19 protein-coding genes and 1 tRNA gene are annotated in these 23,482 nt (G+C 62.5%); 9 read left to right on the forward strand and 11 right to left on the reverse strand.

Going from position 1 to position 23,482, the window contains the following annotated elements; genetic code table 11:
• Positions 1 to 3: 3 nt before the first annotated feature.
• Both H351_RS13285 and H351_RS13290 read left to right on the forward strand, forming a co-directional pair.
• On the forward strand, positions 4 to 1,794 hold the full coding sequence (locus tag H351_RS13285) for an N-acyl-D-amino-acid deacylase family protein (RefSeq protein WP_029255716.1): 1,791 nt from the start codon (positions 4 to 6) through the stop codon (positions 1,792 to 1,794).
• Positions 1,791 to 2,636, forward strand: a complete 846-nt coding sequence (locus H351_RS13290; protein WP_029255715.1) for an alpha/beta fold hydrolase — start codon at positions 1,791 to 1,793, stop codon at positions 2,634 to 2,636. Before H351_RS13285 ends, H351_RS13290 begins: the two co-directional genes overlap by 4 nt.
• 73 nt (positions 2,637 to 2,709) lie before the next feature.
• On the opposite strand, the gene H351_RS13295 is transcribed toward H351_RS13290, so the two are convergent.
• From H351_RS13295 to H351_RS13305, 3 genes are read right to left on the reverse strand one after another with little or no spacing between them, the layout of a single operon-like run.
• A complete protein-coding gene (locus tag H351_RS13295; protein WP_020908307.1) occupies positions 2,710 to 3,849 on the reverse strand; it encodes a sulfotransferase family protein in 1,140 nt (379 codons plus the stop codon).
• A gap of 7 nt (positions 3,850 to 3,856) precedes the next feature.
• Positions 3,857 to 4,639 carry an SDR family oxidoreductase gene (locus H351_RS13300; protein ID WP_007726165.1) on the reverse strand — a complete coding sequence of 261 codons (783 nt, stop codon included), beginning with the start codon at positions 4,637 to 4,639 and terminating at the stop codon, positions 3,857 to 3,859.
• A 2-nt stretch (positions 4,640 to 4,641) separates the two neighbouring features.
• Positions 4,642 to 5,808, reverse strand: a complete 1,167-nt coding sequence (locus tag H351_RS13305) for a hypothetical protein (RefSeq protein ID WP_021334277.1) — start codon at positions 5,806 to 5,808, stop codon at positions 4,642 to 4,644.
• A gap of 116 nt (positions 5,809 to 5,924) precedes the next feature.
• On the opposite strand from H351_RS13305, the gene H351_RS13310 reads away from it, so the two are divergent.
• From H351_RS13310 to H351_RS13330, 5 genes are all read left to right on the forward strand, one after another.
• Entirely contained in the window at positions 5,925 to 6,860 is a 936-nt protein-coding gene (locus H351_RS13310) for a helix-turn-helix domain-containing protein (protein WP_029255714.1), read from the forward strand.
• Positions 6,861 to 7,003: 143 nt separating this feature from the next.
• Complete coding sequence (cysD, locus tag H351_RS13315) at positions 7,004 to 7,930, forward strand: sulfate adenylyltransferase subunit CysD (RefSeq protein WP_019749195.1); 927 nt, start codon at positions 7,004 to 7,006, stop codon at positions 7,928 to 7,930.
• Positions 7,930 to 9,774 (forward strand): adenylyl-sulfate kinase, encoded by a 1,845-nt coding sequence (cysC, locus tag H351_RS13320; RefSeq protein ID WP_029255713.1) that lies wholly within the window; start codon positions 7,930 to 7,932, stop codon positions 9,772 to 9,774. Before cysD ends, cysC begins: the two co-directional genes overlap by 1 nt.
• Positions 9,771 to 10,925, forward strand: coding sequence for a 3'(2'),5'-bisphosphate nucleotidase CysQ (locus H351_RS13325; protein ID WP_019749193.1), 1,155 nt, complete (start codon positions 9,771 to 9,773; stop codon positions 10,923 to 10,925). The genes cysC and H351_RS13325 overlap by 4 nt, the downstream gene beginning before the upstream one ends.
• Positions 10,922 to 11,293, forward strand: a complete 372-nt coding sequence (locus tag H351_RS13330) for a nuclear transport factor 2 family protein (protein WP_007726173.1) — start codon at positions 10,922 to 10,924, stop codon at positions 11,291 to 11,293. The genes H351_RS13325 and H351_RS13330 overlap by 4 nt, the downstream gene beginning before the upstream one ends.
• A gap of 9 nt (positions 11,294 to 11,302) precedes the next feature.
• On the opposite strand, the gene H351_RS13335 is transcribed toward H351_RS13330, so the two are convergent.
• Together H351_RS13335 and H351_RS13340 are read right to left on the reverse strand one after the other, a co-directional pair.
• A complete protein-coding gene (locus H351_RS13335) occupies positions 11,303 to 12,454 on the reverse strand; it encodes a N(5)-(carboxyethyl)ornithine synthase (RefSeq protein ID WP_019749192.1) in 1,152 nt (383 codons plus the stop codon).
• 233 nt (positions 12,455 to 12,687) lie between these two features.
• On the reverse strand, positions 12,688 to 13,065 hold the full coding sequence (locus tag H351_RS13340) for a MarR family winged helix-turn-helix transcriptional regulator (RefSeq protein WP_029255712.1): 378 nt from the start codon (positions 13,063 to 13,065) through the stop codon (positions 12,688 to 12,690).
• Positions 13,066 to 13,150: 85 nt separating this feature from the next.
• On the opposite strand from H351_RS13340, the gene H351_RS13345 reads away from it, so the two are divergent.
• Positions 13,151 to 14,680 (forward strand): MFS transporter, encoded by a 1,530-nt coding sequence (locus H351_RS13345; RefSeq protein WP_019749190.1) that lies wholly within the window; start codon positions 13,151 to 13,153, stop codon positions 14,678 to 14,680.
• A 73-nt stretch (positions 14,681 to 14,753) separates the two neighbouring features.
• Here H351_RS13345 and H351_RS13350 read toward each other — a convergent pair whose 3' ends face one another.
• From H351_RS13350 to H351_RS13365, 4 genes are all read right to left on the reverse strand, one after another.
• Positions 14,754 to 16,616 (reverse strand): FAD-dependent monooxygenase, encoded by a 1,863-nt coding sequence (locus H351_RS13350; RefSeq protein WP_051636483.1) that lies wholly within the window; start codon positions 16,614 to 16,616, stop codon positions 14,754 to 14,756.
• A gap of 2 nt (positions 16,617 to 16,618) precedes the next feature.
• On the reverse strand, positions 16,619 to 17,947 hold the full coding sequence (locus H351_RS13355; protein WP_019749188.1) for an MFS transporter: 1,329 nt from the start codon (positions 17,945 to 17,947) through the stop codon (positions 16,619 to 16,621).
• A 128-nt stretch (positions 17,948 to 18,075) separates the two neighbouring features.
• The gene (locus H351_RS13360) at positions 18,076 to 19,002 is read right to left on the reverse strand and encodes a LysR substrate-binding domain-containing protein (RefSeq protein WP_029255710.1); all 927 of its coding nucleotides are present in this window, start codon (positions 19,000 to 19,002) and stop codon (positions 18,076 to 18,078) included.
• An 89-nt stretch (positions 19,003 to 19,091) separates the two neighbouring features.
• Positions 19,092 to 19,167: transfer RNA gene (locus H351_RS13365), tRNA-Arg, on the reverse strand.
• A gap of 243 nt (positions 19,168 to 19,410) precedes the next feature.
• On the opposite strand from H351_RS13365, the gene H351_RS13370 reads away from it, so the two are divergent.
• Positions 19,411 to 21,780, forward strand: a complete 2,370-nt coding sequence (locus H351_RS13370; RefSeq protein WP_029255709.1) for a phosphoketolase family protein — start codon at positions 19,411 to 19,413, stop codon at positions 21,778 to 21,780.
• Positions 21,781 to 21,850: 70 nt separating this feature from the next.
• Here H351_RS13370 and H351_RS13375 read toward each other — a convergent pair whose 3' ends face one another.
• Together H351_RS13375 and H351_RS13380 are read right to left on the reverse strand one after the other, a co-directional pair.
• Positions 21,851 to 22,570 (reverse strand): DUF305 domain-containing protein, encoded by a 720-nt coding sequence (locus H351_RS13375; protein WP_029255708.1) that lies wholly within the window; start codon positions 22,568 to 22,570, stop codon positions 21,851 to 21,853.
• Between the two features lie 4 nt (positions 22,571 to 22,574).
• Positions 22,575 to 23,402, reverse strand: coding sequence for a DUF3105 domain-containing protein (locus tag H351_RS13380; protein WP_021334274.1), 828 nt, complete (start codon positions 23,400 to 23,402; stop codon positions 22,575 to 22,577).
• Between the last annotated feature and the right edge of the window lie 80 nt (positions 23,403 to 23,482).

Consider the following 23,482-nt stretch of genomic DNA (forward strand, 5'->3'; position numbering starts at 1 on the left):
ACAGTGTCTGCTTTCGACATCGTGGTCAACGACGGGTTGTGGTTCGACGGGACGGGGGCTCCTGGTCTGCGTCGAAATCTCGGAATTCGAGACGGCGTGGTCGCGGAGGTGTCCACGACGCGCCTGGAGATCGGGCCGGACACCGAGGTGATCGACGCGGCCGGCAAGTGGGTTCTCCCGGGCTTTGTCGACGTCCACACGCACTACGACGCCGAAGCCTTGGTCAGTCCAGGCCTTCCGGAATCGGTTCGCCACGGCGTCACTACGGTCGTGCTCGGCAATTGCTCACTGTCGACGGTGTATTCGACCCCGCGTGAAATCGCTGACCTGTTCAGCCGGGTCGAAGCAGTTCCCCACGACGCGGTGCTGCGCATCCTCGAAGCGAACAAGACCTGGACCGGTCCCGCGGCCTACACCGCCGCACTCGAAGCCCTTCCCCTCGGACCCAATGTCGCGGCATTCATCGGCCACTCCGACATCCGCACGCACGTACTCGGATTGGGGCGCGGCACCGACAAGAAGGTCAAGCCGACCCGCTCGGAACTCGGCCGGATGGGCTCGATGCTCGAGGACGCCATCGATGCGGGGATGCTAGGCCTGTCGTCGATGACCAATGCCCTCGACAAGATCGACGGCGACGAATACCGTTCTCGCTCTTTGCCGTCGACGTATGCACGGTGGAAAGAGTTCCGATTCCTCAACCGCATCCTTCGCGATCGCGGAAAGATCTTGCAGAGCGCTCCGACCATCAACCTGCATCCGAACGTCGCGGCGTTCTTCGCCGAAAGCTCCGCCATCGGACGCAAGAAGCCGCTCAAGACGTCGCTGCTCTCCGGTGCGGATTCGAAGGCCTACCCGGTGATCGTGTACTTCATGCTCGCTGCGGCCCCACTGCTCAATCGCTTCGCGAAGACCGATTTCAAGTGGCAGCACCTTCCGGTTCCCTTCACCGTCTACGCGGATGGAATCGACCTGGTCGTGTTCGAGGAGTTCGGTGCCGGCGCCGCCGCTTTGCATCTCAAGGACCAGGTGGAGCGCAACGAACTGCTCCAGGACGAGTCGTACCGTCGCGCATTCCGTAAGGACTACGACAACAAGTTCTCACCCCGCATCTGGCATCGCAATTTCTACGATGCGGTCATCGTGGGATGCCCGGACGAGACGTTGATCGGCAAGAACTTCGGTCAGGTCGGTGACATCCGCGGAGTGCACCCGGTGGACGCGTACCTCGACCTGGTGGTGAAGTACGGGCGAGATCTTCGCTGGCGCACCACCATTGCCAATCACCGGCCCAAGTTCGCGAAGAAACTCGCCGCGAGTTCCGGTGTGCAGATGGGCTTCGGCGATGCCGGCGCACATCTGCGCAACATGGCGTTCTACAACTACCCGGTGCGACTCCTCAAGCGCGTCAAGGACGCTCAGAGTGACCGCAAGCCGTTCCTCACCATCGAGCGCGCAATCCACCGCCTGACCGGTGAACTGGCGGACTGGTACGGCATCGACGCCGGACATCTACGCCAGGGCGACCGCGCGGACTTCGTTGTCATCGATCCAGCCGGGCTCGACGAGTCGGTCGACGGCTTGTTCGAGGCAACCGTTCCCGAGTACGGCGGGATCAGTCGAATGGTCAACCGCAGCGACGATGCGGCCGTCGCGACAGTGATCAACGGCCGACTCGTCTACCGCGAAGGTGAATTCGCCCTGGGATTCGGCATCGAAAAGACAGGCCAGTTCCTGCGCGCAGGTGAAAAGGCTCCGATTACACGGGCCGCGAAGACTAGCGTGGCGCTATGACTACGCCGGCGGATCGCCTCACCTCGTACTCCCGGTCCGGGCTGACCTTCGACGTACGCGACGAAGGACCGGCAGACGGTCCGGTCGTGGTCCTCTTGCACGGATTTCCGCAGGATTCCCGCTCATGGGATCATCTCGCGCCGTTACTGCACGCCCGCGGCTTCCGCACCGTGGCGCCGGACCAGCGAGGGTACTCACCCGGTGCCCGGCCGAAAGCGCGCTGGGCCTACCGCGGGTCCGAACTCGCCGCCGACACTGTCGCGCTGATCGACACACTCGGTGTGGGGAAGGTGCACCTGGTCGGCCACGACTGGGGTGCCGCAGTCGCATGGCAGGTGGCTGCCGAACGGCCGGATTTGCTCGATACCGTTACCACGGTGTCGGTTCCGCACCCGCTGGCCTTCATCAAGGCGATGGTGACCAGCACTCAGGGACTGAAATCGTGGTACATGGGGGCGTTCCAATTGCCCTTCGTTCCTGAGAAGATTCTGGCCTCGACTTCGCTGGGCGAGAAGTTCCTGGTTTCGAGTGGGCAGACGCCGGCGAATGCGCGGCGCGATCTGAACGCCATGCTCGCTCCCGGCAGACTGCGCGGCGGTCTGAACTGGTACCGCGCGATGTGGATGACCAAGCCGAACCCGGCAGCTGCCCGGGTCACCGTGCCGACCCTGCACGTCTGGAGTGACGGCGACGCCGCCATCGGGCCCAAGGGTTCTGCCCTCACTCCCGCGTTTGTCGACGGTCCGTATCGGTTCGAAGTTCTCCGGGGTGTGAGCCACTGGATTCCCGACGAGGCGCCGACGGAGTTGGACCGGTTGCTCGGCGAGCATTTCAGCAGCTGACCGAGTTGCGGACTGAAGCCCCCGCCGTCCGGCGGGGGCTTCAGTCGTCAGCAAGGTCGTCGACCAGCGGTGGTCAGCGAGTTCCGAATCGCTCCTCCACCTGTTCCTTCGTCAGGCCGAACTCCTCGAGCGTGTACTTGTGCGACGGTTTGCGAGCACCCGAGCGGCTTTCCTCGTGCATGGCCTCCATCGACTGCTGGGCGGTAGATGTCAACGGGATGTCGAAGTGCGTGTAGATGTTCTCGACGGTTCCCAGTGGATCGGTGACGAAGTCCTGATAGTCGACGTCGATGAACTGCGCGGGATTGTGGTGTGCGCGTGCACTGTCGAACTGCTCGAGCCCCCTGGCCCACAATTCGAGCTGACTTTCGCCGATCACCTTGTCGGTGAACGTGTTCGACCAACCCTCTGTCGCCTGGGCGGCCAGGCTGCATACCGACGGAATGATCGTCGTAGGGGAGCGGTGAGTCTGGATGACGAGAGCGTCGGGGTACGCCTCCATCAATTCGTCGAGCGCAAACAGGTGGCTCGGGTTCTTGAGGACCCACCGTCGATCCTGATCGGGCAGACCGATCAGCTGCAGGTTCTTCTTGTGTCGTGCATAGGCGTTCGACCACTCCTGGTCCTTCAGCCATGCGGAGTACGTGGGTAGATTCGCCAGGCACTCGTACGACACGGACTTGAACGTCTGACGCAAGAGTTGCCAACATTCTTCGACTTCACTGGCCGACATGTAGTGCACGCCCATGAATTCGGGATGCTCGACGTGGTGTTGACCGAATGTCTCCTCGATCTTGGCGAAGACCGGGTTCGATTCCCACGTATCGCGAGGCGGGCGAGGCTGAGGGAACTCGGTCAGCCACATCTCGAGGCCCTGGTGAGCCGGGTCGACCGTGAGGAGGCGGTGCAAGGCAGTGGTGCCCGTGCGTGGCAATCCGGTGACGAAGATCGGCCGCTCGATCTTGACGTCGGCGTGTTCCGGATGCTCCTTCCACGCCGATTCGCTGAGGAGACGGGCCACCAGGGCGCCGCGAAGGAATACCCGAGAGATCTTGCTGCCGAAGGGCGTCAGATCCTCGTCGCGGTCGTAAGACTCGAGGAGGACCGACAGAGCCTCGGTGTAATCGTCGACGCCGAAGTCCGTCAGGCCGGTCATCCGCGTCGCCGAGGCATGGAGATCCTCGACGGTGCCGACGTGAGTGCGTTCAGTCATGGTGCTCCTAGTGATGGAATTCGCCGCAGTTGACGTCGATGCATTGGCCGGTGATCGCGCTGGCCATCGGGGACGCCAGGAAGATCGCCGCATCGGATACTTCATCCGTCGTCGGCAGGCGCTTGAGGTCGGTGTTCGACGCAGTGTGCTCGTAGATCTGCTCGACGGTCATGCCGAACTTCTCCGCCTGGTGCGCGAAGTATCCCTTGAGGGTGTCGCCCCAGATATAGCCGGGTGCAATCGAATTGACACGAATTCCCTGCGGGCCGAGTTCGGTGGCCAGGGACTGCGACATGGCGAGCAGGGCCGACTTCGCCATCTTGTAGCTGCCGTAACGCTCTTGCGAATGCCGCAACACCATCGAATTGATGTTCACCACGGAGCCGTCCGACTCGGCAAGTGCCGGCGTGAACAGCTGAGTCAGGCGCAACGCACCCAGTACGGTCAGTTCGATGCTGTCGCGGATGTGCTGGTAATCGGTGCGAGCCAACGGTTTCATCGACGGAATCGAGAATGCGTTGTTGATCAGAGTGTCGACTTTGCCGTAGGCGGCAATGGACTCGGCCACCAGATTCTCGGCGGAAGCCTGGTCGGTGATGTCGGTGGCAACGGTGACGGCGCGCCCACCGGCATCGACTATTTCTTTCGCAACGTCGTCGAGTCGCGATTGCGTACGTGCTGCGAGAACAAGACTCGCGCCGGCCGACGCACATCGAAGGGCCAGAGCGCGGCCGAGTGCCGGGCCGACTCCGGAGATGACTACTACACGGTCTTCGAGCAAGGCGGTCATGATTACCCCAGCATTCGGTTGTCGATGGCCGCCTGGCGCTGGGCAATGCGCGCTGCCCAGTCCTCGGCGGTGATGGTGTTGGTGTCGAAATGCGGCAGGTGCTTCGCAATATCTGCGACGGCGACGATTTCGACGGTGGGACCGTCCTGCGGCGTCAGCTCGCGGGACACGCGCTGCCAACGGAACTGCAGAATGCCGCGCGGATGTCCGACGGTTTCGATCCAGTTGGTGACACCGGGGTTCTTCTCGCTGACCACCATTCGGACCATCCCGTCCGGATCGACCTGTGCCTGGCCGTTGTTGAGGGAGGTCTGATGATTGACGTAGTCCAGTGAGATGTACCAGAGGCTCCCCAGTTGGAAGCCCAGATACGGTGCGTCGGAGGCGGGAACGGTGATGATCATCGCCTGCTCGTCGGTGAGTTCGTAATGTCCCACCGACGAGTACTGCGTTGCCAGCCCGCCCGGTGTCAGGCGTGGTTCGGTCATGGTGTTGACCGTGAGCTTGAGGTAGAACCACTCCGGGAACTGGAGCCACGTCTTGACCCGCGTGACCAGTGCCTTCCCAGCCCGGGCGTAACGCTTCTCGGTCTCTTCGGCGGTGAGAGGTGGCGGCGCGATCCCGATCGAATCGGTGCGCTCGATGCGGATCACGCCGCGCTGCTGACTCCAGTCGCTGTAGACCTCGCGAACGACCAGCTGCGAGGATCCGGGGGCCAGGGTGTAGTAGTTGGCTCGGCCGTCGGCGGGGCCAGGGCCGAACCAAGCGACGAAGTTGCCGTCGTCGTCTATCTCCAGCTCGCGGTCGTCGAAGGCGATTTCGCTTCCGGGAACGTTGGAGTTGGTGTAGTTCCCACTCAACACCTGGAAGCTGAGATCGGCTGTGGTGCCGCGCTTTCCGGTGACCTTGTATTCCTTGTCGTCGTTGATGCGGGCGCCGAAGTAGAGGGTGTCCGGGTTGTCGAGCCCCATCTTGGTGAATGGTCCGGTGCCCTGGATGAAACTCGGATGGGTCTTTTCGCTGGCCCAGGCGGCATGCGTCGTCGCGATGATTCCGCCGGCCAGATATTGGTATCCCTCCAGTAGATCCTGTTCGGATCTGATGTGCGGCGCAGTCTCGATCAATTTCTCGGCTTCGGCGATCGCCTCGGCAAACGGGTCCGTCAGCACGCTGGCTCCTCACAGTTCCGACTATGTCGCCGGTCCAGAGCGTCGTGGTACAAATATGTACCTATTTGGTAGATGTTGGGTATTTCGACAATAGAACGCGTTCTAGGGAGTGGTCAATGGGTGGACCGGAGAAGACGCCTGAAGCAGCACGCCCGAGGGGGAGACAATCGCCTCCCACCGAACGGGTGGTTCAGGTGCTCGACTACCTCGTCGGCCGCCCTGATCAGCGGTTCGGGCTGTCGGAACTGGCCCGCGCGCTAGAGATCAGCAAGCCCACCTGCTTGGGAATCCTCACGGCGCTGGCTGATCGTGGATACCTGACTCGGGACGAGGTGTCGAAGACCTATGGGCTCGGTCCGGCCTTGATCGCGGCCGGACGTGCAGCTCAGCGAGGATTTGCCGTCGGACCCATTGCCCGCACCCATCTGGAGAAAGTGAGCACGGAGTTCGGAACGACGTGCACGGCGTCCGGTGTGATCGGTGATCAGATCAGCGTTCTCGAAGTGACCGGACCGATCGGAGCGCGTCGCGCCGCCAAGGTCGGTCAGGTGTACCCGTTCGCACCACCGGTCGGACTGATGTACGTCCTCTGGGGTTCGGATCACGACATGGACAGTTGGCTGGGCAAAGAGCCGAGCCTGCCGGTGCGCTTGGATCGCGAGCGTCTGTGGAACGTGGTCCGCGAGTGTCGCGCTGCGGGGTATCTGGTCGAGAGTCTGGATCCAGTCGGGCAGCGACTGCACACGTTGATGGCGGGCGTTGCGACGCACGATCTTCCGCCGGAGGTGCGTGAACTGCTCGGGGAGATGGTGTCGAGCCTGGGCGAGAGGGTGTACCTCGGGCGCGACATCAGCTCTGACGACGAGCATCCCGTCAGTCTCATCGCGGCCCCGACCTACGACGCCGAAGGGCATCAGGCCCTTGTGCTGACACTTTATGTGGGCGGGGCGATTACGGGCGCCGAGATCGAGCGAAGGGCTGCGGCGCTGGTTGCGGCGGCGGATGCAGTGACGGCGGAAGTTGGTGGCCGGAGTCCGGTTCGCGGTTTGTGACGTCTGATTGCCGGTCATTGACCTTTGGGTAGAACGAGTTCTATTCTGTGATTGCGTTCAATTTAGAACCAGTCCGGTACATAAATGTACCGATGCGGAAATGGTGTTCCGCACGGAGTACGTGATGCTCAGGAGCGAAAGACATGGCAACACTCCAGACCCCGCCCGCCTACGAGTTGTCGCATTTGCGGGCACTCGAAGCGGAGGCGGTCCATATTTTCCGCGAAGTCGCAGCGACTTTCGAAAAGCCGGTCCTCCTGTTCTCCGGAGGTAAGGATTCCGTCGTGATGCTGCACGTAGCGGCCAAGGCATTCTGGCCTGCCCCATTGCCGTTCGCCGTGATGCACGTCGACACCGGTCACAATTTCGACGAGGTGATCGAGTTCCGCGACCGCACGGTCGATCGCTTCAACCTGCGTCTTGTCGTCTCCAGCGTGCAGGACGACATCGACGCCGGACGCGTCATCGAGGATACCGGAGTCGGTTCCAGTCGCAATCGCCTGCAGACGCACGCGTTGCTGCGCGGAATTCGCGACAACAAGTTCGACGCCGTGTTCGGTGGTGCTCGCCGAGACGAGGAGAAGGCGCGCGCCAAAGAGAGGGTGTTCAGCTTCCGGGACGAGTTCGGGCAGTGGGATCCCAAGGTGCAGCGACCTGAACTGTGGAACCTGTACAACGGCAAACACCGTAAGGGTGAACACATTCGGATCTTCCCGCTCTCCAACTGGACAGAGCTCGACATCTGGCAGTACATCGAGAAGGAACGGATCGACCTTCCCGGCATCTACTACGCCCATCGTCGCGAAGTTGTTCCGCGCGACGGAATGTTGTTGGCACGCACCCGCTTCCTCGAGCTTCGCGCCGGCGAGGAGTCCTACGAGGCGTTGGTGCGCTTCCGTACGGTCGGCGACGCAACGTGTACCGGATGCGTCGAATCGTCGGCCGAAACACCGGCCGCTGTCGTGGAAGAAGTTGCGGCGAGCCGTATCACGGAGCGTGGCGCAACCAGAGCTGATGACCGGATTTCCGAAGCTGGCATGGAAGATCGTAAGAAAGAGGGGTACTTCTGATGCCGCAACTGCTGAGAGTCGCTACAGCGGGCAGTGTCGACGACGGAAAATCGACACTCATCGGCCGGTTGCTCTACGACTCCAAGTCGATCTTCGAGGACCAACTCGAGGCCGTGGAGCGAAGCAGTCGAGAACGCGGCGACGAGTACGCCAACCTCGCGCTACTGACCGACGGATTGCGCGCCGAGCGTGAACAGGGCATCACGATCGACGTGGCCCACAGGTATTTCGCGACCCCTCACCGGAAGTTCATCATCGCGGACACACCCGGGCACGAGCAGTACACCCGCAACATGGTGACCGGCGCTTCGACGGCCGACCTTGCCCTGATCCTGGTGGACGCACGCAAGGGTGTGCTCGAACAGACGCGGCGGCACGCTTTCTTGTCGACTCTCCTGGGGATACCCCACCTCGTGCTGTGTGTGAACAAAATGGACCTCGTGGGCTGGTCTCAGGAACGGTTCGAGGAGATCAAGGAAGAATTCCGGCAATTCGCGATCAAACTGGACGTCCACGATCTGACGTTCATTCCGGTGTCGGCGCTGTTGGGGGACAACATCGTTGCCCGGACCGAGAACATGTCCTGGTACGACGGGCCTTCTCTGCTGCACCATCTCGAGCAGGTACACATCGCTTCGGATCGCAACTTGATCGACGCGCGTTTCCCGGTGCAGTACGTGATCCGTCCGCAGAAGCAAACGGATGCCGACCTCCACGATTTCCGGGGATACGCCGGAACGGTTGCCAGTGGCGTCTTCAAGCCCGGCGATGAAATTGTGGCATTACCTTCAGGATTCACCTCGACGGTGAAGGCAGTCCACGGGCCGGGCGGTGACGTGATCGACGAGGCGTTTGCGCCCTCGGCCGTCTGCATCGAGCTGGCCGACGATCTCGACGTCAGCCGCGGGGACCAATTGTGTCGGCTCAACAACCGGCCGCAGGTCGGGCAGGAAATCGATGCGATGGTCTGTTGGTTGACTGAACAGACCACCCTGTCGGAGAACAACCGCTACTCGTTGCTGCACACCACGCGCTCCACGAAAGCGCAGATCGTCAAGCTCGACTATCGCCTGGACGTCAATTCTCTGCACCGCGACGAGAAGGCAGAATCTCTGTCCCTCAACGAGATCGGTCGCATCTCGATCAAAACGCAGCAGCCGTTGATGTTCGATCCCTACCGCCGCAACCGCGTGACAGGCAGCTTCATCCTCGTGGACGAGACCACGGGCAATACCGTCGCGGCCGGAATGATCAACGGTCCGACACTCAAGGAATCGCGCGTCGTCTGGCACAGTTCGGAGGTTTCTCGCGAGGAACGTGCGACTGTCGGCGCCACAGTCTGGCTCACCGGTCTCTCGGCCTCGGGTAAGTCGACGATCGCGGTCGAACTCGAACGCCGCTTGGTGGCCGCTGGTATCCCGGCGTACCGCCTCGACGGCGACAACCTCCGGCACGGATTGAACGCGGATCTGGGATTCAGTGCCGAGGACCGAGCCGAGAACGTCCGCCGAGTCGGCTCGGTGGCGCAGTTGTTCGCTGATTCAGGTGCAGTGGCAGTGGCCTGCCTGATCAGCCCGTACCGCGAAGATCGTGATCGAGTGCGGGCGGCGCACGAGGCCGCCGGGCTGAAGTTCGTCGAGGTTTACGTCGACACCCCGATCGAGCAATGTGAAGCCCGAGACCCCAAGGGTATGTACGCCAAGGCCAGGGCCGGGGAAATCAAGGGTTTCACCGGAGTCGACGATCCGTACGAGGCTCCAGCCAGTGCCGAGCTGGTGATCAGACCCGAAGACGGAACGCCTACCGAACTTGCGCTGCGAATTATGGAAGTGTTGGACCGGTGAGCGAATCCACACACAGCAGAATCGCCGACGAGGCACTCGCGGCGGAATTGGCGCAGGCCGCTGGTGCGATCCTCCTGGGGATCCGAGCCGAGGGCCTGGGTGTCGACGACGGTCGTGAGCTTGGTCGCCGGGGCGACAAGGCCGCCGATTCCTACATCCTCGACCGGTTGGCCGCCGAGCGGCCGGAGGATTCCGTGCTCTCGGAGGAGTCTGCCGATGATCGCAATCGTCTGGACGCATCCCGGGTTTGGATCATCGATCCGCTGGACGGCTCCAAGGAATACGGCTTGCCGGATCACGCGGATTGGGCAGTGCACGTGGCGCTTTGGGAGCGCGGTAGCGGAATTACCGCAGCCGCGGTTGCTCAGCCGGCGCTCGGAGCGGTGTACTCCAGTGGCGACGAGGCCGATTCGGTTCCCGCGAATTCGCCGCTCCGCGTAGTAGTCAGCGGATCGCGACCACCCGCATTCACCGAAGCGGTGGCAGCCGAACTCGGCGCCGACGTGGTGCACATGGGATCGGCCGGCGCCAAGGCGATGGCGGTGGTGCGAGGCGAGGTCGACGCCTACCTGCACGCCGGTGGGCAGTGGGAATGGGATTCGGCTGCACCCGTCGGCGTCGCACAGGCGGCCGGGCTGCATTGCAGCCGCATCGACGGTTCACCGCTGCTCTACAACGAATCTCATCCCTACCTTCCGGATCTCGTGATCTGCCGACCGGAGTTGGCTGAGTCGATCCTGGGTGCAATTGCCAAGCACTCCACGGAGTCTGCGGTCAGTGGGCGCGTCGCCATGGCGCGTGAATACGTGAACGCATTGCTCACTCACGACGCAACGAAGGTCCGATTCGCCGCTGACGCCTGGCGGGTCGAGAACGGTCAGCGAACCGGTGACACCGGCGCTTTCATCAGCAACGAGCTCGAGCAGGGGCAGCAATATCGCGGAATCGTGGCGATACGTGAACTCGCGCTGCGTGAGTGGGGCGAAAGCGTCGTCGCGCGGTATCTGCTCGACCTCGGAACACCTGGCCAGGCACCGGCCGTCACAGTTTTCGTCACCGAGTACTTCGGGATACCGGCAGGCGAGATCGAAAGCATCCTGGCAATCATCGAACCCTACGAAAACGATTCGAAAGAGGCTGGAACACAATGACATCGGATAAGCTGATCACCGATTTCTGTGCGCTGTGGGCGGACGCCGATGTTGCAAAGATCGTCGACTACTTCACCGATGACGTCGTTTATCACAACATTCCGATGGAGCCCGTGGTCGGTCGCGAGGCCGTCCGGGCGTTCATCGAGCAGTTTGTCGGTGCCTTCGGCAACATCGACTTTCAGATCAAGCGTCAGGTCGCGGACGGCAACACCGTCATGAACGAGCGCGTCGACGTCTTCACCATCAACGGCGCCGAGGTAGCGCTCCCGGTCATGGGGGTATTCGAAGTCGAGGACGGAAAGATCAAAGCCTGGCGCGACTATTTCGACATGGCACCGATCAACGCGGCAGCCGGCCAGGCCTGATCGGGGCGCCTATTCCGCGATGACAGCGTGCGGGTAGTCCGCCGAACGGTGCTGGAAACGCGTAATGGCGGGATTCACGATGACGCCGTCACGGATTTCGATGGCGCGGTCGACGGTCTCGTCTGCCTTCCAGGCCGTCTCTCCTGCCATCACAGTGGGCAGGTAGGGAAGAAGTGATTCGCTGATCTCCCACGACGCGGAGTTCCACAGGTACGACGGGCTGTGATCGACGCCGTAGTAAGTGATGTTGTCGCCGACGATGAAGGTCGGATCCGCGAACGAGGTGGGACGAGCCCAGCTGAACCCCATGCCTTCGTCGCACGAGACGTCGACGATGAGGCTTCCCGGTTGGAAGTCCATGAGATCTTCCTCGGTCAGGAACGTCAGCGGGGCATCCGTGTTCTGCAGTACGCAGTTGACGACGATGTCGTGCTCGGCCAGGAAGCCCGGTACCGGCACGCTGTGGTTGTCGAGCATGACGTGGCTGCCGCGGACATCGCCGTTGTTGTTGTCGAACGAGACCATTCGCGCCGAGTGGATGGGGGAGCTGACGGCGGTGACGCCGCGCTGAGTCAGTACGTCCACTTCGTGGATACCGTGCGCCTTGAGTGCAGTGACAGCGCCGCGTGCAGTGGCACCGAAACCGATCACGGCGGCAGTGAGACGGCGGCCGTAGTCTCCGGTGGAACCGATCAACTGCAGGGCGTGCAGTACCGAGCAATAGCCGGCCAACTCGTTGTTCTTGTGGAACACGTGCAGATTGAACGATCCGTCGCTGTGCCAGAAGTTCATCGCTTCGAAGGCGATGAGAGTCAGTTTCTTGTCGATCGCGATCTGTGTCAGCTCGGTGTCCTGGACACAGTGCGGCCAGCCCCAGAGAACCTGACCCGACCGTAGTTCGGCGAGGTCACGCACCAACGGCTTCGGTAGCAGAACCACATCGGTTTCCGCCAAAATCTGCTTGCGCGTGCGGATTCCGGCCACCAGACGCGAGAGGTAGTCGTCGGAGTAGCCGAAGGGGTGGCCGTAACCCTCTTCGAGGTAGATCCGAGAACGTAGTTCGGCATCGATGCGATCGAAATGCGCAGGATGGATCGGCAACCGGCGTTCTGCCGGTTTGCTCGACTGTCCGATGACTCCAAGGGTGCGTGCGTTGTTCAATTGTGTATCTCTCGATAGGAGCAGGTAGAGATGTCAGACAGGCGCCTGAGGGACTAGCAGAAGCCGCAGGAACGCTGGCAGATTGCCTCGGCCAGGATCGCGTGAAGGCGTGCCGGCTGCGCTGCTGTCGATCGCCGACGGCAACAGAAAGGCGCGCCGGTATGTGCTCAGTCTAGTCCGGAACGGTCCTCGCCCGGCGGCCGGGCGAGGTGCGGTGCTGCTCCGACGTAGGGCTACTGCTCGCGCAGGCGTGAATGCAGCACGGCCAGTTGAATTTTGCTGGCATCCGTGTGTACTTGACGACCTTTGTCGGTGACGTCGATGAAGACTCCGCGCCGGTCAGCCTCGCACAGTGCTCGCTGAACCAGTCCGGCCTTCTCGAGGCGGGCGACGCTGCGGGAGAGCGCACTGGGACTCAGGTACATCTCCGAAGCCAGATCCTGCATCCGTGGACGCTCACACGAGGTGTCCATGAGTCGGTCGAGGGCCTCGAAGTCGCTCATACTCAGGCCGTGCGCCGACTGCATCTGGCGATCGAGCTCGCACGCGATGTCGTTGTAGCTGGTCGACAACGAGCGCCAGGTGTTGCGCAATTCCGATTCCGACGTCACGACCGCATTCTAGTTGAAGACTCGATTACGTGCAATTGCATTAAATGCTTGTGCATTAAGTGCAGGTGCATCTATTCTCGCTGACGTGACTTGCACAGACTCGACACTCAAACCATTCGATTCGCCGGAATCCCCGGGTTCTACGGAATCCACGGATCCGGCCACAGGAGAGGGCTGGTCCCTCAAGCTGTGGGGCATCCTCGCGGTGCTCTGCCTCGTGTTGTTCCTCGACGGTCTCGATGTGTCGATGGTGGGCGTCGCTCTACCGTCCATCGGCAATGAACTGGGCCTGTCCACTACTTCGCTGCAGTGGATCATCAACGGCTACGTCCTCGGATTCGGCGGCTTGTTGCTACTCGGTGGACGTACCGCCGATCTTCTCGGGCGCAGGAAGGTCTTCCTGATCGCGCTGACCGTGTTCGCAATCGCTTCGCTGGTCGGTGGCCTTGTCGACAACGGAACACTGCTGATCGCATCACGATTCGTGAAGGGACTGGCGGCGGCCTTCACTGCGCCGACTGCAATGTCCATTCTCACCACGACGTTCAAGGAAGGTCCGGCCCGTAACCGTGCGCTTTCGGTGTTCTCCGTGTTCGGCGCCAGTGGTTACTCGTCGGGCCTGATCCTGGGTGGGCTGTTGACCAGTGCCGGTTGGCGATTCACGTTCCTGATGCCGGTCCCGTTTGCCGTCATCGCGCTGATCGGTGGGTACTTCCTCATTCCGCGGGACCGTCCCGCAGATACCGGGGGACACGACCTCGTCGGCGCCGTCACCCTGGTGACGGGAATGCTTCTCACGGTGTACACGATGGTCTCGGCTCCGACCCGTGGGTGGGCACACCCGATGACGCTGGGTTCGTTCGCCGTCGCAGCCGTGCTTCTGGCGACGTTCTTTTTCGTCGAGAAGAAGGTGGCTCATCCACTTGTGCGACTTGGGCTTCTGCGCGTCGGCACCATCGTTCGTGCGAATCTGGCCATCATCGCGCTCTTCGGTTCCTACCTGAGCTTCCAGTTCATGATGACGATCTTCCTGCAGTCGGCCCTCGGCTGGTCGCCCCTGAAGATGGCGATGGCACTGCTCCCCGCGGGCATCATCGTCGCCTTCGGATCGCCGTTCGTCGGACGGCTGGTCGACTTGTACGGCAGTGCCAAGCTCATCATCGCGGCACTGACCTCGCTCAGCGTCGGGTACCTCTGGTTCCTCTTCGCGGGCAGCGATTCACCGTCGTACGTTGTGGCGATTCTGCCGAGCGTCATCCTGCTCGGACTCGGATTCGCGTTGGGGTACACCTCGATCATGGCCCAGGCCACCTCCGGCGTCGACGATTCGGAGCAGGGTTTGGCGTCCGGGCTGGTGAACACGTCCGCTCAGGTCGGTGCGGCGCTCGTACTCGCTCTCACTACCGCCCTCGTGACCGCCGGATCGCACACCGCATCCGGTGCCGGTACCGCCGGATTCGAACAGTTCCATCCCGGACTGATCCTGGTTACCGGAGTGGCGCTGGTGGGCTTGGCGATCACCGTCTCGCCGCTGGTACGTGGAAGGTCGCTGCGGGGAAGATCCGTGCGTGAAAGGCGCGCTGAGGAAGAAAAGGAATTGGCCGAGGTCAACTGAATACTTGCTTCATCCGCGAATGCGCTCGGCCGCGTAGGAGACAATCCTGCGCGGCCGAGTTGCTGTGTCTGAACTATCGGGCGGCAGATTTCAGGGCTGCGTCGAAACTCGTCGACGTAGCTTGCGAACCGAGAATCAAGGCAAGACGCACCAACATGGCTTCGCGGTCGGACGGATCAGCCTGATCGAGTGCGTTCGACAGTGCCAACCAGACGTGCTCGCGGCGGCCCTCGTCGTCGATCACCGCAGTTGTCGCCGACTGTGCCGTATCGAAGTGCGTCGGCGCAGTGCCGGCGGTGAGGTGCTTGGCCACGTCGTTCAATTGCGTGGGATCGCTGATGCGGCAGAGCGTCAATCCGTCGGGCCGAATCACGAAGATCTCGCCGACACGAGCACCGAGGGCAGATGCGAGATTGCCTTCGGCATCGCGAATCGTGGAGTCGTTAGTTCCCGCGGTGATCACCCGTACGGTTTCCGGTGCAAGGGCCTGAGCGAGAATCTCGGCTTGCGTGTCGAGTTCGGATACCAGCTCAGCTGACAGTCCGAAAGCCAGCAGGCCGAATCCAGTACCGCGCAGACTGTTCAAGGAGGTTTTCGAACCGTCCGCCGAGACCTGGACGACTCTGTCTTCCAGCGGATCCCCGGGTAGTACGCCCTCGGTGCCCGCAGCTGTGGGCCACGTCAGCGGCGAGAGACGGGCGTGCGTTGCACTCGACTGGCGCGGGTTGATGAGGTGCGCGAATTCGCTTCGCTTGGTGGCGAGTTCGAGTACGGCGTCGCGGGTGGTTCGGTAGCCGTGACTGCCGGGCGACATGATGAGCGTCGACTTGCCTGCATTGTCGACGTTCTGCTGCCACGCGCTACGACGTTCCTTCGAATACGCGTCGAGGATGGCGGTATCGGCAGCTCCGTTGATGACGGCCGCCAGTTGCCACACCAGGGTCTCGGCATCTTCCATGCCAGAGTTGAGGCCACGAACACCGAAGATCGGAACGAGATGCGCGGCGTCGCCGGCAAAGAGCACACGGCCGTGAGTGAAATCTTCCAGGGCGAGTGCATGGGCGCGGTAGAAGCCGAACCATTCCAGGGTCCAGGGGATGTCGCTCTCGAGCCATTCGAGGTGACGCGTGATGCGGTCACGGATGCGATCTTCTTGCGTCTCCGCTTCCGGATCGTCCGACGCGTCGAGCTGGTAGTCGATGCGCCAGATGTCCCGTGGTTGGCGGTGCATGATGATCGTGGAGCCCGGGTTGCTGGGTGCGTCGAACCACACCAGACGCTCGGCCGGGAGTTCCGATTCCCAATGAATGTCGGCAATGACGTAGTTGCCCTCGTAGCTGTTGCCCTGCAAGCGGATTCCGCTGAGTTCGCGCATCTTGCTGCGTCCACCGTCGGCAGCCACGACCCACGCCGCACGCAGTTCGCGGGTTCCGAACGCGGTGGAGACGGTCAGTGTCACCTCGTCGTCACCGCCGGAAATGCCGGCGATCGACGACGACCAGTGGAAGTTCACCAGTGGGTGGGCGAGCAACTTGTCGGTCATGATCTGTTCGAACTCGGATTGCGAGACGTTGACCATGGGTCCGCGCGCGTCGTGCTCGGCGGATGCCATCCGGAACTGCAGTACTTCCTGATCGCGGTAGTAACTCCGACCACCCACCCACGGTAGAACGATGTCTTCGAGTTCGGCGCCGAAACCAAGGCGTTCGGCAACTTCGAGGCTGTGCCGTGACACGCAGATCGCGCGACTGCCGAACGAGACCTGATCGGCCGCTTCGAGAATCGTGACGGCAATGCCGCGCTGCGCCAAGCCCATGGCTACGCCCATGCCGACTGGGCCGGCTCCGACGATCACGACGGGAAGTGCGTCGGCCGAATGCGCCAGGGAAGCGAAGTCCTCGGGTGCGTACTTCTTCGGATGAAAGTAGGTCGACATGGTCACGAGGCTTTCTGTGCGGCAGTGTTTTTCGGGATCAGTTGAGGTTCCGGGAGTAGCAGGATGGAAACCAAGCTGATCACGGCAATGATCACGAAGTAGACGGTGATGGCGAACGAGGTGTCGAAGGCGGCGTAGAGCGCGGTGGCGATCATCGGGGCCAGACCGCCGCCGAGGATTGCGCCGATCTGGTAGCCGAGTGACGCTCCGCTGTAGCGGATGTGTGCGGGGAACAATTCGGCGAACAGCGCCGCTTGTGGGCCGGCGCAGCAGCCGAGCGTGAAGCCGAGGGCGATCATCGATACGAGCATCACCGGGACGATCGCCGTGTCGATCAGCGGAAAGAACACCGCTGCCGCCACTACCAGGGTGATCGAACTGCGGATGTAGACGGTTCGGCGTCCGAGAGTGTCCGACTTGTGAGCGCTGAAAGCCATTCCCGCCATCCAGAACGGGCAGGATGCGATGAGGAGGAAGAGCATCGTGGTTTTGCTGAAGCCGAGTTCGGTCTCGCCGTATTTGAGCACGTAAACCATGTACGCGTACGCAATTCCGTTGGTGGCGATGAAGGTTCCACCGGCGAGGAGCACTGTCTTCCAGTGTCTGGTGAGAACCTCGAGAATCGGCATGGACTCCGCCGGTGCTTCGGACTTCGAAGCGGTGAACTCGTCACTTTCCTCGAGGCCGAGACGGATCCACATCGCAACGCCCACAAGAACTGCGCTGAGCAGGAACGGGATTCGCCATCCCCAGGAGTTGAATGCATCGTCGTCCATGAAGGCGGCGAGGGGGAGATAGACGAGATTGGCCACCAGTACGCCTGCGGGAACACCGATTTGTGGTGCGCTGCCGTACAGCCCCTTCTTGCCCTCCGGTGCGTTTTCGGTTGCGACCAGAACTGCGCCGCCCCACTCGCCGCCGACACCGAGTCCCTGAACGAATCGCAAGGTCACCAGGAGTATGGGGGCGAAGACGCCGATGGCGGCGTAGTTGGGTAGCAGGCCGATGGCAACGGTGGCGCAGCCCATCAGCATCAACGAGGTGACCAACATGGATTTGCGTCCGATGCGGTCGCCGAAGTGGCCCATCACGATTCCGCCGATGGGACGCGCGACGAATCCGACGGCGAGGGTGGCGAAGGCGGCCAGGGTGCCGGCCAGATCGGACGTGCCGGGGAAGAACTGCTTGCCGAGCACGAGCGCGGCGGCGGTGCCGTAGATGAAGAAGTCGTACCACTCGATGGCGGTGCCGACAAAGCTGCCGAGGGCGGCCTTGCGCGCCTTGACCGTCGCGGCGGTGCGCGTAGCGGTCGGTGAGGCGATGGAGGTCATGAAGTGCCTTTCGAGATGAATGTGGCTTGAAGAAACAATGACGTGCGCCACAACAATTGAAAAGCGAAAGAATTGGAGGTTCTTGCACGGAAAATGCGTGGAACTAGCTCCGCTGCCTGGTAGTGGGACTATTGGGCAGGTTCCGAGGGTGAAACGAATTCTATGAAAGCGCGTGCCACGCGGCTGAGGCGAGTGTTCTGGTGCCACGCGAGAACTACGTGCACCGACGGCACGACAGGGGAAGCGATGGTCTTGACGACTACCTCGAGCCCCTCGTACGTGACGTCCATCTTGGGGCGCTGGAGTAACAGCGTCCAGCCGAGTCCGCGCCCGACAAATGCCCGCGCCGTCTCGAAGTTCGCGGTTCTGTATGCAACCTTCGGGATGAATCCGCCTGCGCGGCAGACGTCGAGCGCGTGTTTGGTGCTCGGCGGCGCGTCGAGGAGAACCATCGGGTGTTCCGCGAGGTCCGGAAGATGGATCGGTCGCTCGGACCGCGCGAGTGGGTGTTCTGCACCCAGGACGATCAAGGGTTCGCGGATGGCCAACGGAACTGTGCGCAATTGTGGAGACAGGTCCAGGTCGTAAGCGATCGCGAGGTCCAACTCGCCGTTCTCGAGATGTGCCTGGAGCCGATTCTGAGTGTCCTCGCGGAACTCCACCTGCGCGTCGGGATTCTCACGGGTGAACCCGGCGATCATCGACGGCAATACCGTCGGCCCCAGAGCGGGATAGCAACCGATCGCGATGGGCCCCGACACGTTTCCGCCGGTTCCGAGCGCATCGGATTCGAGCTCCCCGGCTTGCTGAAGTAGCGCCCGGGCGCGCACCAGAACGGATTCACCGGTGCGGGTCAGTTGAATGCCGAATGAGCGACGGCGAACGCACAGTTGAACTTTGAGCGCGCGTTCGAGTTCGGTGAGCGACGCGGACAGGGCGGAGGGGGAGAGGTGCAAGCGCTCGGCCGCGCCGCTGATCGTACCGGTCTCGGCTACCGCGACAAACGCAGCCAGCTGACGCATCGTGTACGTGGGAGCAGGATCGATGCGAGGCATGAGATCGACAGTAGTCGGATAGATTGCCCTGATTATTTTGGTGCGGCACCGTGGAGAAGTCGAAGATCAATCGCTGACCTGCGTCTTCGTGGTGCCCCCGGCAGGATTCGAACCTGCGACCTTTCGCTCCGGAGGCGAACGCTCTATCCCCTGAGCTACGGGGGCGCACCGAATACTCGGTGTGCCGATTGGGCTGCGTTAGCGTAGCGCATCACGGGGGGACAAGACCAAACCGGCACCCGTCTCGGCATGGCGTCGTCGCGGGAGGCAGTCGAGGATGCGGCCGGGGACCATGGTCGTCGAATCATCTGTACCGACTGACTCGGATGCTTTTTACGCCTAGGCTCGGCTCTGAGCACAGGCTCGGGCGGACTGCTCGGGCACCCTCGTGAGGTACGGGAGTCGTTGATGACCGATCACCACTATTCCGAAGATCAGCTCGCGCTCGACCTGAAGTGGTGGGCAGCGGCCAACTACCTGACCGTTGCGCAGATCTATCTGAAAGACAACACGCTTCTGCGGGAACCGTTGCGAGCCGAGCACATCAAGCCTCGACTGCTCGGACACTGGGGGACCAGCCCTGGCCTGTCGATGATCTACACGCTCCTCAATCGGCACATCGTCGCCACTGATGCCGACTGGCTGTACGTCACGGGCCCGGGGCACGGCGGCCCGGCGCTGGTCGCGTCGACGTATCTCGAGGGAACGTATTCGGAGATCTATCCGGAAGTCTCGGACGACGCCGAGGGTATCCACCGGATGTGTCGGCGATTCTCGGCTCCCGGCGGAGTGCCCAGCCATGTGAGTGTGCAGACACCCGGAAGCATCCACGAAGGCGGCGAGCTCGGCTACGCCCTTGCACATGCGGCCGGCGCTGCCTTCGATCATCCGAACCTCGTGGTGGCCTGTGTGATCGGCGACGGCGAAGCCGAGACCGGGCCGTTGTCCGGCTCGTGGAAGCTCCCGGCGTTCTTGAATCCACGACGCGACGGCGCGGTGTTGCCGATCCTGCACGTGAACGGTGCCAAGATCGCGGGCCCGACCGTGTACGGGCGCAGCAGCGACGAGGACATTCAGGCCTACCTCGGCGGCCAGGGGTGGGCGCCGATCGTCGTCTCCGGTGACGACCCCGACGTCGTGTTTCCTCAGTTGTATCAAGCGATCTCGCAGGCACACGAGAAGATCCGCGAGATGCAGGGTGCCGCACGCCGCGGCGACGAGTGGACGGGTTCGTGGCCGGCAATAGTCTTGCGGACGCCGAAAGGATGGACCGGTCCGCACACCGTCGACGGAATCTTGGTCGAGGGCACACATCGTGCGCACCAGGTGCCGTTGTCCGGCGTGCGAACCAACGAATCGCATCTGCGGCAACTCGAAGAGTGGATGCGGTCGTACCGTCCGGACGAGTTGTTCGACGCCAACGGATCACTGGCCGCGGAACTGGCGGCGCTCTCGCCGGCGGGGGACAAACGCATGGGGAGCACTCCCTACGCGAACGGTGGGCGACTTCGCGTCGATCTCCCGATGCCGCCGCTCGAAAAGTACGCGCTTCCCATCCAATCCCCGGGTTCGACCTTCCACGAGACGACACGAGTTCTCGGCGAGCTTCTGCGCGACATCTACGCCGCCACGGAAACCGAGGACAGCGGCGGGATCTTCCGACTCTTCTGTCCGGACGAGACGTCGAGCAATCGCCTCGGCGCCGTGTTCGAGACAACCGACCGCTGCTGGCAACTGCCGATCACCGACTACGACGACGGGCTGTCCTCGGACGGTCGTGTCATGGAGGTCCTCAGCGAGCACCTCTGCGAGGGTTGGCTCGAGGGCTATCTGTTGTCCGGTCGACACGGGATGTTCGCGAGCTACGAAGCGTTTGCGATGGTGAGTGTCTCGATGCTCATCCAGCACGCCAAGTGGCTCCAACATGCCGTCGACCTGCCGTGGCGGGCGTCCGTCGCTTCGCTCAACGTGCTGCTGACCAGTACATGCTGGCGCAACGATCACAACGGATTCAGTCATCAGGGCCCCGGCATGATCGACGCCGTTATTCCCTTGGCACCCAGTGTGATCCGCGTGTGGCTGCCGCCGGATTCCAACACCTTGCTCTCGATCTCGGATCACTGCCTGCGTAGTACCGACCACGTCAACTTGATAGTCGTGGACAAGCAACCGCATCTGCAGTACCTCACGCTCGAGCAAGCGCACGAGCACTGTGCGGCGGGCGCTTCGGTCTGGGAATGGGCCGGAACCGAGGCTCGCGGACAGGAACCGGACGTGGTCCTGGCCGCTGCGGGAGATGTGCCGACGCAGGAGATCCTGGCTGCTGCACAGTTGCTGCGCGATCACACGCCCGAACTGATCACCCGCGTCGTCAACGTCGTCGATCTGATGGCCCTGCTGACGCCAACCGAACATCCCCACGGATTTGGGGAGCGGGTCTTCCTCGACCTGTTCACCGCGCAGACCGACGTAGTGTTCGCATTCCACGGGTACTCGCGTGCGGTGCACGAACTGATTCACGGGCGTCCGAGTCCCGAACGCTTCCACGTTCGCGGATTCAGTGAACAGGGAACAACCACAACACCGTTCGACATGGTTGTCCTCAACAAGATGAGCCGCTACCACCTGGTGATCGAGGCGCTACGACGCTCCAAGCGTCGGCCGGCCGGGGCGTCCGAGTTGGCGGAGTTCTGCCGGACACAGCTCGAAAAGCACTCGCGTTACATCGTCGAGCACCTCGAAGACATGCCGGAGGTAGAAAACTGGACCTGGTCCTGAAATTCAGGACCAGGCCCAGTTGGGTCTGAACATTCTCGGTTCAGCTCAGTGCAGTGCAGTGCAGTGCAGTTCAGTTCATGGGCAGCGGCACTGCGCCGCGAGCTGCCAACATGTCGGTCATCAGCTTGGACTCGCTCTGCTGCGTGTTGACCATGGTCTGCGCCAGGCTGCGCACCGGACCCTCGGTGGCGTCGGCAGCTGCGTACTCCATCATCGGAAGCCCACCTTCGTGGTGACGAAGCATCAACTGCAGGAACAAGGTGTCGAGTTGCAGGCCTTCCGCCGCGCGGAGAGCCGCAAGGTCCTCGGGGGACGCCATGCCGGGCATGGTGTCGACCGGCCCGGAATGACTCATGTCCATCGTGGCCGAAGTCCCGTGCGATCCGTGGCCGGAGCCCGAATCCGACGACATCCACTCCATGTACGGACCCACCTTGGACAGCGGCTGATCCCACATGGTCAGCCACGCCTGCATCTGACCGAGCTGGTTCTGCTGCGTGGTCAAGATGTCGAACGCCAGCGTGCGCACATCGTTGTCCGTTGACTTCGTCAGGGCGATGGACGCCATGTCCACGGCCTGGCTGTGGTGCACGCTCATGTCCTGCGCGAAGCCCACGTCCACCGAATCCGATGCCGGAACGGTCAGTGACGACTTCGCATCGGGTCCGAGGAGGTTGGTCAGTGCGCCGAGGGCAAAACCGACGGCGATCGCGCCGATCAGACCGATGATCAGCAGTGCGGTGCGCTGACTCGGCTTCGAAGGCTGATCGGTGGTCTCTGAACTATTCACCGGACTATCCACCGGCGGGAATCTGCTCGTCGGTGGCCGGGGTAGCGCCCGTGCCGTCCATCTGGATGGCGTCGGCGCCCGGAGGCGTCGGATCGAACGGCGACGTCGACGGGGTGAACAGCGGGTTGGTGCAGCTCGCTCCGACCTCGGGGTAGACGTTCGGGTTCTGGTTCAACGCGGTGATGAACTGATCGATGCGATCGTCGTCGGCCTTGTCGATCTCGAGGCGATGGCCCCACGACTGCAGAGAAATGGGGCTGCTCTGGCCGGGGAACGGCGACATCAGCATGTAGGACTTGCCGTTGACGCGTCCGGCGAGGCTGTCGATCTGGTCCTGGTCGACGAGATCGGGGTTGTACGTGATCCAGATGGCGCCGTGCTCGAGCGAGTGGACGGCGTTCTCGGTGCGAATCGGGTCGGCGTACACGGTTCCGGTGCAGTTCGCCCAGGTGGCGTCGTGCGGGCCACCGAACGGCGGGGTCTGGTCGTACGCCACGCGCTGAGTGGAATCGACGTGCTGGCCGGCCGGGTACTCGATCTTGAGGACGCCGTCGATCTTGTCGGACGGATCCTTGTTCTCGGAGCTGTACTTGTACGGCTCGAGGGCCTGCCGCTCCTCGACCTTGGGCCACAGATTGATACCGAGCACGGCGATGAGTGCGAGCACAGCCACACCGGCGCCGATCGACAGCCAGGGGATCTGGCGGGGAGCGGGGACGCCGCCCTTGCCCTTCTTGGCCGGCCGACTGTTCTTGTTGGCGGCCTTGATGGCCTTGGCTGATTTGGCCCCGGAGTTCTTGTTGGGACCGCGACTATCGGAACCGCTTGGCATCGATTGGGCTCTTTCGGTGTGTGGGCTTGAGGTGTGGCGCGCCCGCGCATGAAGGTACGCGGTGGTAGCTCGGGCATTAC

Source organism: Rhodococcus erythropolis R138 (genome assembly GCF_000696675.2).
Classification (GTDB): domain Bacteria; phylum Actinomycetota; class Actinomycetes; order Mycobacteriales; family Mycobacteriaceae; genus Rhodococcus_F; species Rhodococcus_F erythropolis.

Coding starts and splice junctions, on each gene's coding strand:
- H351_RS13380 (WP_021334274.1), bottom strand. CDS start 23,402: ATGCCAAGCGGTTCCGATAGTCGCGGTCCCAACAAGAACTCCGGGGCC.
- H351_RS13295 (WP_020908307.1), bottom strand. CDS start 3,849: ATGACTGAACGCACTCACGTCGGCACCGTCGAGGATCTCCATGCCTCG.
- H351_RS13290 (WP_029255715.1), top strand. CDS start 1,791: ATGACTACGCCGGCGGATCGCCTCACCTCGTACTCCCGGTCCGGGCTG.
- cysD (WP_019749195.1), top strand. CDS start 7,004: ATGGCAACACTCCAGACCCCGCCCGCCTACGAGTTGTCGCATTTGCGG.
- H351_RS13360 (WP_029255710.1), bottom strand. CDS start 19,002: ATGCCTCGCATCGATCCTGCTCCCACGTACACGATGCGTCAGCTGGCT.
- H351_RS13300 (WP_007726165.1), bottom strand. CDS start 4,639: ATGACCGCCTTGCTCGAAGACCGTGTAGTAGTCATCTCCGGAGTCGGC.
- H351_RS13310 (WP_029255714.1), top strand. CDS start 5,925: ATGGGTGGACCGGAGAAGACGCCTGAAGCAGCACGCCCGAGGGGGAGA.
- H351_RS13355 (WP_019749188.1), bottom strand. CDS start 17,947: ATGACCTCCATCGCCTCACCGACCGCTACGCGCACCGCCGCGACGGTC.
- H351_RS13350 (WP_051636483.1), bottom strand. CDS start 16,616: ATGTCGACCTACTTTCATCCGAAGAAGTACGCACCCGAGGACTTCGCT.
- cysC (WP_029255713.1), top strand. CDS start 7,930: ATGCCGCAACTGCTGAGAGTCGCTACAGCGGGCAGTGTCGACGACGGA.
- H351_RS13330 (WP_007726173.1), top strand. CDS start 10,922: ATGACATCGGATAAGCTGATCACCGATTTCTGTGCGCTGTGGGCGGAC.
- H351_RS13370 (WP_029255709.1), top strand. CDS start 19,411: ATGACCGATCACCACTATTCCGAAGATCAGCTCGCGCTCGACCTGAAG.